Source organism: Pseudomonas aeruginosa, from assembly GCF_001457615.1.
Classification (GTDB): domain Bacteria; phylum Pseudomonadota; class Gammaproteobacteria; order Pseudomonadales; family Pseudomonadaceae; genus Pseudomonas; species Pseudomonas aeruginosa.
The window spans coordinates 4,424,409-4,437,881 of record NZ_LN831024.1; the positions used below are offsets into that span (position 1 = coordinate 4,424,409).

Sequence of the window (13,473 nt, forward strand, 5' to 3'; positions counted from 1 at the left end):
CAGGATTTCGGTTGATCTTCACGGCAGCCCGACGGTCGTTCCCTCGCGCCGCCGCCCTTCGCTTCAGTCCGGCCGCTCTGGCGGCGGACCTACCCGGCCGTTGTCCAGCACCACCACATCGCGCTCGACGACGCGAGTGCGGAACGAGCCGTCGCTCCACATCTCGGTACGCAAGGTCTCGCCGGGAAACACCGGAGCCGAGAAACGCACCTGCAGATGTCCCAGTTGCCCCGCGCGGTAGTCGGCGAGCCCGCGCAACACCGCGTGGAATGCCACGCCGAGGGTGCACAGGCCATGCAGGATCGGCCGCGGGAAGCCGGCCCGCAGCGCTGCCGCGGGCTCCGCGTGGAGCGGGTTGTCGTCGCCGTTGAGGCGGTAGTACAGGGCCTGCTCCGGACGGGTCGGCAGGTCGAGTCGCAGGTCGGGTGTCCGTTCAGGCAAGCGATGCGGCGTTTCCGGCACCTGCCGGGAACCACCGAAGCCGCCGTCGCCGCGAAGGAAGGTGGTGCTGCGGGCGACAGCCAGCACCTCGCCGCTGAGCGCGTCGCTGAGCACCTTCTCGCTGTAGAGCAGCGCGCCCTTGTCGGCGCCCTTGTCTACCAGACCGGTGACCCGGGTCCGGCCGATCACCTCGCCTTCCGCCGGCAACGGCCGCCGCCACTCCAGGCGCTGCTCGCCGTGAACCAGGCGCAGCGCGTCCACGCCAGTCGCCGGATTGCCCAGCCAGAAGCCCGGATGACCGAGCACCAGGGCCATGCACGGCAATGCCTGGAGATCGCGGCACGGATCGACGTAGGCCAGTTGGCGCTCGTCCAGCGGGTCGCCGCCCAGACCGAGGCTCAATGCGTAGAAGGCGCTGTCGCGCCGGCTGTAGCGCTGGCGTACTTCGGGGATCGGGTAGTTCAGGAGCACCTCAGGATCGAGCGCCATCGGCCACCTCCTCGACTTCCAACACCGCATCCACCGCCCAGGCGCCCTGGCCCTCCGGCAAGGCGATGACCGGGTTGAGGTCCACCGAGCGCAAGCGCTCTCCCGCCTCCCAGGCGAACCGCGAGAGATTCGACAGCAGCCGTGCCAGCGCCGCGACGTCGGCCCGCGGCCGGCCACGCGCGCCGAACAGGAGCGGCGCGCCTCTGATGCTACGGATCATCGCCTCGGCTTCGTCGACCTCGAACGGGCAGCGGCGGAACACCACGTCCTGCAGCACTTCGACGAAGATCCCGCCCAGGCCGAACAACGCCACCGGGCCGAACAGCGGATCGCGCTGGATCCCCATGAAGCACTCCACCCCGCCCTGCAGTTGGCGCGCCACCAGGACGCCATCGAGACGCGCCTGCGGCGCCTTCTCGGCGGCCCGGCGCAGGAGCAGTTGGAAACCGGCGCGTACCGCGTCCGCATCGCTTACGCCAAGCAGCACGCCGCCGATTTCCGACTTGTGCTGGATGTCCGCCGAGGCGAGCTTCAGCACCACCGGGTATCCGATGCCCTCGGCGAAGGCAACCGCCTCTTCGGCACTGCCCAGCACCGCCTCGGCGGCGGACTCGATACCGGCGCGCGCCAGCAGGCGCTTGGCCTCGGCTTCGCCGGGCGTGGAGGCGGGCAACTGTAGCCCGCCGGCAGGCCGGCGCAGGCGCAACGGCCGGGCGAAGGCTTCGCCGAGCCGCCCCATGGCCTGGATCGCCACTACCGCCCGGGTGGGGTCTTCGAACAGTGCGAAGCCGGCCTCCTCGTAGGGTGCCAGCTCCTCCCCCTCGCCCATCACCGAGACCACGAACAGACGCTCGGGATAAGCCTCCTTGATCCGCCGGAACTGCTCGGCCAGACGCGCGCCGATGGAGGCGGCGGTGCCGGCCTGGGTGAAGAAGGCGAGCAGCGAACGGTAGCCACCGTCGACCACCATCGACTCGGTAAAGTCGCGCACCAGCGTCAGGTCGTTCAGGGCCTGCGCGGTGTAGTCCACCGGGTTGATCGGCGAAGCGAAGGACAGCCGTGCCTTCAGCCGCTCCTGGGCCATGTCCGGCATCGGCGGCATCGGCAGGCCGACTTCCTCGGCGACATCGCTGACGATGATCCCGGCGCCGCCGCTGACGGTGATCATGCCGAGGCTGTTGCCCACCGGATAGATACGCCGGGTGGCGAGGTAGGCGATGTCCATCAGTTCCTCGGTGGTCCTGGCGCGGATCACCGCATAGTCGCCCAGCACGGCGTCCAGCACCTTGTCGTCGCCGGCCAGCGAAGCGGTGTGGGACAGCGCCGCGCGGCTACCCAGGGCGCTGCGCCCGACCTTGTGCAGGATCACCGGCTTGCCGGCGCGATGCGCGGCCTCCAGGGCGGCGAGGAAGCTGTCGACGTTGCGGATGGATTCGGCGTAGGCCATCACCACGTCGATCTCCGGCGACTCCACCAGCCAGCCGATGCTGTCGCCCAGGGTGACGTCGGCCTCGTTACCGGTGGCCACGCAGATAGGGGTTCCCAGGCGGCACTGGCGCGCCATGCCGAGCAGGTGCGCGCCGTAGGCACCGGACTGGGTGGCGATGCCTACCCGGCCGGGCAGCGGTACGCCACGTTCCAGGCTGGTGGAGAAGAACGCGTAATAACCCAGGTTACTGTTGAACGCACCGAGCGCATTCGGACCGAGCAGGCGCATACCGTGCTCGCGGGCAGCGGCTACCACCGCATCCTGCATCGCCGCGCCGGCCTCGCCGACCTCGCTGAATCCGGAAGAGAACACGATGGCACTGCGCGCCCCCTGGCGGCCCAGCGCCCGGACGGTCTCCAGCACCTGAGGCGCAGGCACCGCGACAATGGCCACGTCCGGTGCCTGCGGCAGCTCCGCAACGCTGGCGAAGGCCGGCAGCCCCTGGATTTCAGCACGATTCGGATTGACCGGGAGGATTTGCCCGGCATAGCCATGGCGCAGCATGTAGGCGATGGGACGGCCACCGATGCGGGTCGGGTCGCTGGAAGCGCCGATCACCGCGACCGAGCGTGGTTCGATCAATGGAGTAAGACTGGCGAAACGGGGAGCGTCGATGAGCTGTTGCGAGTGGTTCGCTGACATGGGTTCACCTGATCCGTTTGTCTGTGGCCGGCACGACAACCTTCTCGCGGGCGAGCGCGCCCGCGGGACGCCGCCACGGCAGCGCCCGGAAGGCCTGTCGGCCAGGGGTCTAGAGCGTGTCGCCGGTGCCGAGCAACGCGGTTACCTGGCTGGACAGCGTGCCGCCGTTGCCGTGCAGCAACGCCACGTCGGCCTTGGCCAACTGCCGCTCGCCGGCCTGGCGGCGGAGCTGGGTCACCGCCTCGATGATCAGGAACATCCCGTACATCCCCGGATGCACGCAGGACAGCCCGCCACCGTTGGTGTTCACCGCCAGCTCGCCGCCGGGCGCGATGCGTCCGCCCTGGACGAATGGGCCGCCCTCGCCCTTGGCGCAGAAACCCAGGTCCTCGAGGAACAGCAGGGTGTTGATGGTAAAGGCGTCGTAGAGCATCACCAGGTCGATGTCGGCGTGCCGCACACCGGCCATCTGCATGGCTCGCGGAGCGCTTTCCGAGGCCGCCGTCACGGTGAGGTCGGGCATCGACACGATCGAGCGATGCCACTGCGCTCCGGCCGCGCCAAGGAAGTACACCGGCGCATTGGGCAAGTCGCGGGCGCGCTCGGCGCGCACTACCACGCAGGCGCCACCGCCGTCGGTGACCAGGCAGCAGTCGGCGGCACTCAGCGGGTCGCTGACCATCCGCGCGGCAAGGACGTCATCGACGCTCAACGGCCCGCGGGCGAACGCCTCGGGATTCAGGTTGGCCCATTGCCGGGCAGAGACCGCCACCTCGGCGAGCTGCTCGCGTGTGGTGCCGTACTGGTGCATGTGCCGGCTGGCCGCCAGGGCATAGGCGGTGATCGGGTGGCGCGGCTTGTAGGGCGTCTCGTGCCATTGTGGCTCGCTCATCGATACCAGGCGGCCGCCGGCGGTTCGCTGGTTGGAGCCGTAGCAGATCAGCGCAGCGTCGCAGAGACCGGCCTCCAGTGCCAAAGTGGCCTGCAGCAGGTGCAGCTCGAAACTGGAGCCGCCGATATTGGTGCCATCCACGAATTTCGGGCGGATGCCGAGGTATTCGGCGACCGACAAGGTGGGAAAGGCATGGGAGCTGGTGGCGGCGAAGATCGCGTCGATGTCGGAAAGCTTCAGGCCGGCATCGGCAATGGCCCTGAGCGACGCCTGGCCGAGCAGTTCGATGGCGCTGTAGCCCGGCGCCTCGCCGACGCCGGCGCTACCGATGCCGACGATGGCGGTCTTGCCACGGATGGCTGCGTTCATGGTCGTCCCTCCTGGTGGGGAACGAACACCACGACATTGGCACCATCCTGCTCGACGATGCGCGCCTGCACACGGGTGCCGATCGGCAGGCTCTGGTGCCCGTCGATCCGCGACATCATGCGCACGCCCTCGTCCAGGTCGACCAGCGCGACATTGTGATTGCCGCCGCGGGAGCGATTGACAGTGATCGCGTAGAGCGTACCCAGGCCGCTGGCGGGAACCCACTCGAGATCAGTCTCGCCGCTACCCGGCACCAACTGGCGCGGGTAGAACACATGGCGACCGCTGGAACGGCTGCGCTGCAACATGAAACGGCCCTGGGCGAGAAACGCAAGGTACTGCGCCTCAGGTCCCGGAGTACTGCCATCGGGAAGATCTGCCACGAGGTTTCTCCTTTGTTCTTGTCGACCTTTGCTGCAAAGTGCATCGCGCTGGACGCCGAACCGGATACTGCTTCCGCCCCCGGTTGTACGTTCCGGAAGGCCAGAATATATTCACTATCGTGAATGTCAATCACAATACTGAATGAAAAGAGGAAAAATGACCAAGGACGCCACAACCAAAGGCACCAGCAGCAAAGATGTCGGCGCGGTAGTGAACGCCATTCAGATACTTCGCCACCTGGCCCACGCCGACGGACCGCAAGGCGTGGCCGCCATCGCTCGCGCCACCGGTATCAGCCCGAGCAGCGCCTTCAATATCCTGCGCACCCTAAGCAACGAACGACTGACATCCTTCGACGATGCGGGCAAGACCTACCAACTGGGCCTTGGCCTGTCGGAACTGGCCGTAGGATTCGTCGGACGCAGCTATGCCGACCTGATCCAGCCAGAGCTGGAGCGACTAAGCCTTGCCCACCACATCCTCATCGCCCTGTGGCAAGTCACCGACGATGCGCACATCCGCGTCATCGCCCTTGCCGCACCGCCCGTCGCCCACGTCAACGTCGCCGTCGGCACGCGCCTGCCGGAACTGGTCGGCGCCGCCGGGCGTTGCATTGCCGGCCTGCGCGAACTGCCGGAGGACGAACTGCGCCGCCGACTGACCCGCGTGCGCTGGGAAAATCCGCCGAGCTTCGAGCGCTACCAGGCCGAAGCGACCGAGGCCGTCGAGCGCGGCTGGGCTATCGACCAGGAACACCTTTACCGCGGCGTGAGCATGGTCGCCAGCGCCATCACCGACCGCGACGGACAACCGCGCTTCGCCATCTCCGCGATCGGCATCAGCGCCCAGCACCAGCCCGACGACCTGGAACGGATCGGCACCAGCCTGCGGGATACCGCGCGCTTCGTGAGCCGCGCGCTATTTCCCCAGGGCGAGGCACTGAAGGGGAAATCCTGAAATGACATTCAACCCACTGAAAGATTAGCCGGCCCGCCGTTATCGACCCGCGACGTCGGTACCACCTTTCAACCCGAGGACCGGCAGATAACGGAGGAAGCGCCAGAATCGCTTCAGCGTCACCCGGTCCCACGCCCGCAGCGGCACCGAGCGGAACAGCTGCCAGGCATATCGCCCATCCTGGACAACAGCCTTCTTCAGCGCCTTGTTCAGGATCAGTTGCCGGGCCCGGCGATAATTCGGGTGAGCCCGATAAGGCTCGATGGCTTGCATATCCGCCTCGTAATTGAGCTTGTACCTGCCGGATAGACCGCTTCCATGCCGGCGATAACGCCCCATGTAGGCCGGTAGTCGATGAATTTCATAGCCCTGCGCCGCGATCCTGAGGGTGATCTGGAAATCCTGCACGCGAATCGACGGGTCGAAGAAATCCGCCCGCTTCATCGCGTCCATGCGGTAGAGCGCCGTAAGCGGCATGACCACCAGGGTCTCGGCCAATGCTGCATCGAACCCCCAACGCTCCACACAACCCTCGCTGAAACCGTCTCGCGCCACTTCGTTACCGGCACTGTCGATACAGATATTGAAACCGCCCACGCACCCGACCTCGGGGTGCGCAAGCAAGTAGTCGACGCGCGTGTCGAGCGCTCCAGGCAGGACAATGTCGTCGAGGTCGGGAGTCATCACGAACTCCCCCCGCGCATGACGCAAACCGTGATTGAGCGCGTCGCTCACCCCTCGGTTAGCCTGGCGGTAGAGCTGGAAACCGTGACGCTCGCGGAGCATGGCGAGACGCTCATAGGTGTCGTCCGTGGATCCGTCATCCACCACGATCAACTCGAGATTGGGATAGCCCTGCGCGTAGATACTGGCAATCGCCTCGTCCAGATACTTCGAGATATTGAAACAGGCGCAAACGACGGAAACGAGCGGTCGCATTTCTTCCTCCCCAGCCCCGGCTCCGGGACTCGGCACAAACCGATAACCTGGCTGTCCGCTGGAAGGAAACCGTGCCATGCAGCTCGGCCACACATCCGCGGCGCCTTCAAGCGCCGGGATACTAAGAAGAACCGCCCCGACCATCGAAACCGGCAGGTCGCCCGACCCGGCGCTCGAAGGACAGAAAATCGGAAGCAATGGAGAAATGCGCGCTCAGCGCACCCACGAAACCCAGACAGAGCGGGACGACCACCCAGAGGAGAAGGAAGGGCAGAACGAAGGAAGGGCCCGCAGCATTCCTAGGAAAGCTGCACGACCTGGCCGGCACCCGAAACCATGGCACGGCTTTTTCGCCCGCCCCGCAGAGGGGATGCCCGAACGCTCGCCAGAAAAGACAAAGCCCCCGGAACGCCAGGCATTCCAGGGGCTTTGCTCATATGTAATGGCGGAGAGATAGGGATTTGAACCCTAGGAGCCATTGCTGACTCAACGGATTTCGAATCCGTCCCGTTCGACCACTCCGGCATCTCTCCGTGCGGCGCGCATGATACCAGCTTGTACGAAGAACGCGAAGCTTTCTTGAAGATTTTTTCGCGTTCTTTCAGATGGTTGCGCGCATTTTGAGGTTAAAGCGGCACGCCCAGCCGCTTGGCTACCTCTTCGTAGGCTTCGATCACATCGCCGAGGCCCTGGCGGAAGCGGTCCTTGTCCATCTTCTTGCGGGTTTCCTTGTCCCACAGACGGCAGCCGTCCGGGCTGAACTCGTCGCCGAGGACGATCTGGCCATGGAACAGGCCGAACTCCAGCTTGAAGTCCACCAGCAGCAGACCGGCATCGTCGAACAGCTTGTTCAGCACTTCATTGACCTTGAAGGAATAGGTCTTCATCTGCGCCAGCTGCTCGGGAGTGGCCCAGCCGAAGGCCTGGACGTGGGATTCGTTGATGAACGGATCGCCCAGGGCGTCGTTCTTCAGGAACAACTCGAAGGTGGGAGGAGTCAGGGCGATGCCCTCTTCCACGCCGAGGCGACGCACCAGGCTGCCGGCGGCGAAATTGCGCACCACGCACTCGACCGGGATCATGTCGAGCTTCTTCACCAGGCACTCGGTATCCGACAGCAGCTTGTCGAACTGGGTCGGAATGCCGGCAGCTTCCAGCTTCTGCATGATGAAGGCGTTGAACTTGTTGTTCACCGCGCCCTTGCGATCGAGCTGTTCGATGCGCTTGCCGTCGAAGGCGGAGGTGTCGTTGCGGAACAGCAGGATGAGACGATCGGCATCGTCGGTCTGGTAAACCGACTTGGCTTTGCCGCGGTAGAGTTCTTCGCGTTTTTCCATGATGGGCTCCGCTTACGGGTAATAGGGCCTAGGCGATCTCGCGCCAATCCAGGCCTGAATGCTGATCGGCCACCTGCAGCCAGCCCGGATCGCACCCAAGGGTGTCGACGAAGGTTTGCCGGGCCAGCTGCGGCGAGTTGTTCTTTTCGCTGAGATGGGCCAGCACCAGGTGCTGCATGCGACCCCAATCCAGCTGCTTCACCAGTTCTGCGGACTGATGGTTGTTCAAGTGCCCTCGCGAACCGCCTACGCGGGCCTTGAGAAAATAGGGATACGGGCCCCCGGCAAGCATCGTGCTGTCGTGGTTGGCCTCGACCACCAGAGCATCCACCGCACGATAGCACTCCAGCACCTCGGCCGTGGCCATTCCCAGATCGGTGAGCATGCCGAAGCGCCGCTGCCCATCGGACAGCACGAACTGGGTAGGCTCGCGGGCGTCGTGCGAGACGCCAACCACCTGCACTTCCAGCCCGCGGATCGCCAGGCGCTGGCCGGCCCTCAACAGCTCGGCGGGGTGCACCGGGCGGCGCATGCCGCTCAGGGTACCCGCACTGAGATAGACCGGGATTTGGTAATGCCGCGCCAGCAGTTCGACGCCATGGATGTGATCGGCGTGTTCGTGCGTGACCAGGATCGCGTCCAGCTGCGCGGGGCTCAGCCCCAGGCGCGCCAGACGCTTGATGATTTCACGCAGCGGGAAGCCGCAATCGATCAGTATCCGGGTGTCAGAACTGCTCACCAAGGCCGAATTGCCCCGGCTTCCGCTGCCCAGAACCGCGAACCGCATTGCGCATGCTCTCCTGGAGTTTTTCCAGTACGTTTTGCGCGACATCGGCCGGCGCAGAGGTGTTGATGTCCTTGTCGACGGTGACCTGCACGGCGTCGCTGACGGTGGTCAGGCGGACCTGGTAGCGCTGCGCCTTGGCGTCTTCCTCTTCCTTGGTCTTCTCGCCGCCGCCGAACAGGCGACTGAAGAACCCGGGCTTGTCTTCGTCGGGCTTCTTCGCCCCTTCGGCGATGTTCACGTAGTACACGCCAAGGCTGCGGTTGAGGTCGTCGACGCGGATATCGGCGTTATCCAGGGCACGCCCGACACTGACCCAGGAGCGGTCGAAGTCGGATTGCAAGGTCAGCACCGGGTTGCCGCTGCCGTCCTTGCTCAACTCGAAGGTGCCGGGCGTGTCGTAGATCGAGTTGGCTGCCAGCAGGGAGACCGAGCCGCCCTGCTCGGCGCTGCGCGCCATGCTCGCGACCATCTCGTCGAGCAGCGCCGCGTCGAGGCTCGGCGCCACCGACTTGCTCGGCCAGCTCGGGCTGCTGGTGTCACCGGCGGCGCGGGTCTGGCTGAGCACGTAGACCTCGCTGGTATTGCTTTGCACGCCGGGCTCGATACGCACCCGAACCCGTGCCTGGCCGTCCGGCTCGACACCGCTCACGCGGCTGCTAAGGCGGCGTGCCAGCGGCGCGGAAAGCTGCGACAGCGATTGCCAGTCGGAACTGAACTCGCCGGTCTGCGGGCGCTCGTCGGCGATGCGGAAACCGTTCTCCTCGAAGAACTGCCGGGCCACCGGCCAGACTTCCGCCGGCGGACGCTGGGCCACGACCCAGCGGCTATCACCGCTGCGCTGCAGGCTGTAGTCGCTGATGTCGCCGGCGTTGGCCAGCGGCTGCGGACGCGGAACCTCGTACTCACCCTCTTTTTCGTGGGTGGTGGCGACGTTCAGCGGAATCGGCAGCAGCGGATCGAGCGGCTTGCTGTGCACCCCTTCGGGCAATTGCATGGGAGGCGTTTCGCGGGCGCCGAGGTAGTCGTCACCGCGGTCGCGGAAATAGCCCTCCGGCCCCCACAGCCAGCCGCAGCCGGAAGTGTTGCCGATAACCAGGGCGAGGGCGGTCAGTCCAGCCAGTCGCTTCATTGCGTGGAGCTCCTTGATCAAGCCAATACGCCGGTCTGGCGCATGGCCTGACGCAGCGGCTCGTGGCAACGCGGGCTGAGCCAGGTCAGGGGCAGGCGGATGCCCTCGGGGATCAGACCCATCTCATGCAGGGCCCACTTCACCGGAATGGGGTTGGATTCGATGAACAGCGCCTTGTGCAGCGGCATCAGGCGATCGTTGATAGCGCGCGCGGCTGCGGCGTCGCCGCGCATGGCGGCGGCGCACAGGTCGCTCATGGCGCGCGGCGCGACGTTGGCGGTCACGGAGATGTTGCCCTTGCCACCCAGCAGCATCAGCTCGACGGCCGTGGCGTCGTCGCCGGAATAGACGAGGAAGTCCTTGCCGACGCGCTCGATGACTTCCTTGGCGCGTTGCAGGTCGCCGGTGGCCTCCTTGATGCCGATGATGTTCGGCACCTTGGACAGGCGCTCGACGGTCTCCGGAAGCATGTCGCAGGAGGTGCGGCCCGGTACGTTGTAGAGGATCTGCGGGATCGCAACGGCTTCGGCGATATGGCGGAAGTGCTGGTACATGCCTTCCTGGGTCGGCTTGTTGTAGTACGGCGTCACCAGCAGGCAGGCGTCGGCGCCGCCGCTTTTCGCGGCCTCGGTCAGCGCCACCGCCTCGCGGGTGGAGTTGGCGCCGGTGCCGGCGATCACCGGGATGCGGCCCTTGACCTGGTCGACCACGCGACGGATCACCTGGATGTGCTCTTCCACGTCCAGCGTGGCCGATTCACCGGTGGTGCCGACGGCGACGATGGCGTTGGTGCCTTCCTGCAAGTGGAAGTCCACCAGCTTGGCGAGGCTGTCCCAGTCCAGTCGACCCTGAGCATCGAAGGGGGTGACTAGTGCCACCATACTGCCCGCAATCATGCAACCGCTCCTGCCGCGAAATTAAAGCGGTAATGGTACTGTCGGCGGCAGGCCTTGCACAAGACGAGCGCCACCTCGTCGGAAGCCGCTGACAGGCGGCAGACGTTTCCCTCGGCGGCGCTTTTCGCTACCCTTCCCGCTTTAGGTACGGCCCGTGCCGCCAGCGTATTCCAGGAAAGTTGAATGTCCACCAGCCAACCCCGCGAACAATTCCTTCTGATCAGCGCCCTCGGCCCCAATCCGATGGAGCTGACCACCCTGCTCTGCCGCGCCTGCGTCGAGAGCCGCTGCGCCGTGGTCAGCAGCCGCCTGACCCGCCACGGAGAGTTCAGCGCCCTGGTGCTGCAGATCTCCGGAAGCTGGGATGCCCTCGCCCGCCTCGAGGGCAGCCTGCCGGCCCTCACCAAGCGCGGCGACATCACCCTCAGCATGACCCGCAGCAACGCTCACGTGACCCGCGCCCAGGCGTTGCCTTACGTGGCCTATGTCAGCGCGGTGTATCGCCCGGACATCCTCAACGAACTCTGCCAGTTCTTCATCGACCACAACATCGAGCTGGAGAACCTGACCTGCGACACCTACCAGGCGCCGCACACCAACACCACCATGCTCAACGCCACGATTACCGTGACGCTGCCCGCCGGCACCCAGATCAGTTGGCTGCGCGACCAGTTCCTGGACTTCGCCGACGCCCTGAACCTGGATGCCCTGATCGAACCCTGGCGCCCCCAACACCCCTGAGGAGCCGAGCCATGCCGGTCGCAATCGACAAACCCGTACCCGACTTCACCGCCCCGCAACCAGCGGCAAGGAGGTGACCCTGTCCGCGCTGAAGGGCAAGCAGGTCGTCCTGTACTTCTACCCGAAGGACAGCACCCCGGTTGCACCACCGAGGGCCAGGGCTTCCGCGACCAGTACGCGGCGTTCCAGAAGGCCAATACCGAGGTCTTCGGCATCTCCCGCGACGGCCTGAAGTCCCACGAGAACTTCAAGTGCAAACAGGAATTCCCCTTCGAGCTGATCAGCGACAAGGATGAAGCGGTCTGCCAACTGTTCGACGTGATCAAGCTGAAGAAGCTCTACGGCAAGGAATACATGGGCGTCGACCGCAGCACCTTCCTGATCGACAGGGACGGCGTACTGCGCCAGGAGTGGCGCGGCGTGAAGGTGCCCGGGCATGTCGACGCGGTTCTCGCCGCCGCCCAAGCGCTCAACGGCGCCTGAGCCCCGCCCCAAAAAAAAGGCCGCATCCGCGGCCTTTTGCATTTTTCATGCGGCCGATGCTATCGCGTGGCTGCCGGAGTCTCGGGAAGGTCCTTGGGCCAGGCATCCAGCACCGCTTTCACCAGGGTCGCCAGGGGGATCGCGAAGAACACGCCCAGAAGCCCCAGAGCCCGCCGAACAGCAACACCGCGCAGATGATCGCCACCGGGTGCAGGTTCACCGCCTCGGAGAACAGCAGCGGCACCAGCACGTTGCCATCCAGCGCCTGGATGATCGCGTGGGCCACCATCAGGTAGATGAACTGGTCGCTCCAGCCCCACTGGAAGAAGGCGATCATCGCCACCGGTACGCTCACCACCACCGCGCCGATGTACGGCACCACCACCGACAGGCCGACCAGCAGGGCCAGCAGCGCTGCGTAGTTGAGCCCCAGGTAGGCGAAGGCGATGTAGGTCACCGCGCCGGTAATGACGATCTCGATGACCTTGCCGCGAATGTAATTGGCGATCTGCTGGTTCATCTCGGCCCAGACCTGTTTCATCAGCCCGCGCTCGCGCGGCAGGTAGCGGTGGAACCAGGTATGGAAGCGCTTCTTGTCCTTGAGGAAGAAGAACACCAGGATCGGCACCAGCACCAGGTAGATCATGACGTTCACCACCACCGGCAGGCTGGCCAGCGACGAGGTCAGCGCCCACTGGCCGATCTGGCCGAATTCGCCGCGCGCGGTCTCGATGGCCTTGAGCACCTGCTCCTCGCTGATCAGGCTGGGATAGCGCTCGGGCAGCATCAGCAGCACGCTCTGCCATTCGCCGAGCATCCGCGGCAGTTCGTTGAACAGGGTGAACAATTGCTGCCAGAGCAGCGGCAGCAGGACCACCAGGAACAGCGCCAGCAAGCCGAGGAACAGGCTGTAGACCAGCCACACGGCGAACAGGTGCGGCACCCGGAAGCGTTCCAGCATGCCGACCACGCCCTGGATCAGGAAGGCGATCACCATCGCCGCCAGTACCGGCGCGAGCATCCCGCCGAAGGCGAGGATGACGCTGAAGCCGAGCACCAGCATGATCGCCAGCACCACTGCCTCCTCGTCGGAGAAGTAGCGCTGCATCCAGTCGCGTAACACCTTGATCATCGGAAATCCTGAATCGGAACGGCGAAGGCTCCGCTAACGCTTGCGCAGCCAGTATCGATAGACGCCTTCGGCGGCCTCTTCGCGCAGCAGTTCATGGCCGGCGAGCTGGGCGAAGGCCCGGAAGTCTCGCTGCGACCCGGCATCGGTGGCGATCACCTTGAGCACCCCGCCGCTGGGCAGGCGGTTCAGCTCCAGCTTGGCCTTTAGCAGGGGCAGCGGACAATTGAGACCACTGGCATCCAGCTCCGCGTCACATACCAGGGGGGATGAATCGTTATCCGTCATGACAGCCTCTCCCGAAGGGCCGACAAGCATACCCAAGCCTATCCGCCGCTGGCCAGTTGAAACGGCGCTCGAAGTCCAACA

Annotated in this window: 12 protein-coding genes, 1 tRNA gene and 2 pseudogenes; 3 read left to right on the forward strand and 12 right to left on the reverse strand. The window is 65.4% G+C overall.

Annotated features, from left to right (window positions below; all coding sequences use genetic code 11):
- Window positions 1-63: 63 nt before the first annotated feature.
- The 4 genes from AT700_RS20255 to AT700_RS20270 form a co-directional block, all read right to left on the reverse strand.
- Complete coding sequence (locus tag AT700_RS20255) at window positions 64-930, reverse strand: MaoC/PaaZ C-terminal domain-containing protein (protein WP_003112540.1); 867 nt, start codon at window positions 928-930, stop codon at window positions 64-66.
- A complete protein-coding gene (locus AT700_RS20260; protein WP_048521325.1) occupies window positions 914-3,061 on the reverse strand; it encodes an acetate--CoA ligase family protein in 2,148 nt (715 codons plus the stop codon). Before AT700_RS20260 ends, AT700_RS20255 begins: the two co-directional genes overlap by 17 nt.
- Window positions 3,062-3,170: 109 nt before the next feature.
- Window positions 3,171-4,322: a thiolase gene (locus AT700_RS20265; RefSeq protein ID WP_048521328.1), complete on the reverse strand. Its 1,152-nt coding sequence runs from the start codon at window positions 4,320-4,322 to the stop codon at window positions 3,171-3,173.
- Window positions 4,319-4,705, reverse strand: a complete 387-nt coding sequence (locus tag AT700_RS20270) for a Zn-ribbon domain-containing OB-fold protein (RefSeq protein WP_003086280.1) — start codon at window positions 4,703-4,705, stop codon at window positions 4,319-4,321. Before AT700_RS20270 ends, AT700_RS20265 begins: the two co-directional genes overlap by 4 nt.
- Before the next feature lie 157 nt (window positions 4,706-4,862).
- Between AT700_RS20270 and AT700_RS20275 the strand changes: the two genes are divergently transcribed.
- Window positions 4,863-5,663 (forward strand): IclR family transcriptional regulator, encoded by an 801-nt coding sequence (locus AT700_RS20275; RefSeq protein WP_003120643.1) that lies wholly within the window; start codon window positions 4,863-4,865, stop codon window positions 5,661-5,663.
- 39 nt (window positions 5,664-5,702) lie between these two features.
- On the opposite strand, the gene wapB is transcribed toward AT700_RS20275, so the two are convergent.
- From wapB to dapA, 6 genes are all read right to left on the reverse strand, one after another.
- Window positions 5,703-6,695, reverse strand: a complete 993-nt coding sequence (wapB, locus tag AT700_RS20280; RefSeq protein ID WP_012614415.1) for a 1,2-glucosyltransferase WapB — start codon at window positions 6,693-6,695, stop codon at window positions 5,703-5,705.
- Window positions 6,696-7,045: 350 nt separating this feature from the next.
- Window positions 7,046-7,135, reverse strand: a tRNA-Ser gene (locus tag AT700_RS20285).
- 93 nt (window positions 7,136-7,228) lie between these two features.
- Window positions 7,229-7,939, reverse strand: coding sequence for a phosphoribosylaminoimidazolesuccinocarboxamide synthase (purC, locus tag AT700_RS20290; RefSeq protein ID WP_003108622.1), 711 nt, complete (start codon window positions 7,937-7,939; stop codon window positions 7,229-7,231).
- Between the two features lie 28 nt (window positions 7,940-7,967).
- Window positions 7,968-8,726 (reverse strand): MBL fold metallo-hydrolase, encoded by a 759-nt coding sequence (locus AT700_RS20295; RefSeq protein ID WP_003123205.1) that lies wholly within the window; start codon window positions 8,724-8,726, stop codon window positions 7,968-7,970.
- Complete coding sequence (gene bamC / locus AT700_RS20300) at window positions 8,665-9,855, reverse strand: outer membrane protein assembly factor BamC (RefSeq protein ID WP_003086271.1); 1,191 nt, start codon at window positions 9,853-9,855, stop codon at window positions 8,665-8,667. The genes AT700_RS20295 and bamC overlap by 62 nt, the downstream gene beginning before the upstream one ends.
- A gap of 17 nt (window positions 9,856-9,872) precedes the next feature.
- Window positions 9,873-10,751: a 4-hydroxy-tetrahydrodipicolinate synthase gene (gene dapA, locus AT700_RS20305; RefSeq protein ID WP_003086270.1), complete on the reverse strand. Its 879-nt coding sequence runs from the start codon at window positions 10,749-10,751 to the stop codon at window positions 9,873-9,875.
- 183 nt (window positions 10,752-10,934) lie between these two features.
- On the opposite strand from dapA, the gene AT700_RS20310 reads away from it, so the two are divergent.
- Complete coding sequence (locus tag AT700_RS20310) at window positions 10,935-11,492, forward strand: glycine cleavage system protein R (protein WP_003086267.1); 558 nt, start codon at window positions 10,935-10,937, stop codon at window positions 11,490-11,492.
- Between the two features lie 126 nt (window positions 11,493-11,618).
- A pseudogene (locus AT700_RS20315) lies at window positions 11,619-11,975 on the forward strand (peroxiredoxin); the annotation flags it as partial.
- Window positions 11,976-12,034: 59 nt separating this feature from the next.
- Here AT700_RS20315 and AT700_RS20320 read toward each other — a convergent pair.
- Together AT700_RS20320 and AT700_RS20325 are read right to left on the reverse strand one after the other, a co-directional pair.
- Window positions 12,035-13,107, reverse strand: a pseudogene (locus AT700_RS20320) (AI-2E family transporter).
- A 33-nt stretch (window positions 13,108-13,140) separates the two neighbouring features.
- Window positions 13,141-13,392: a sulfurtransferase TusA family protein gene (locus tag AT700_RS20325; protein WP_003086258.1), complete on the reverse strand. Its 252-nt coding sequence runs from the start codon at window positions 13,390-13,392 to the stop codon at window positions 13,141-13,143.
- Between the last annotated feature and the right edge of the window lie 81 nt (window positions 13,393-13,473).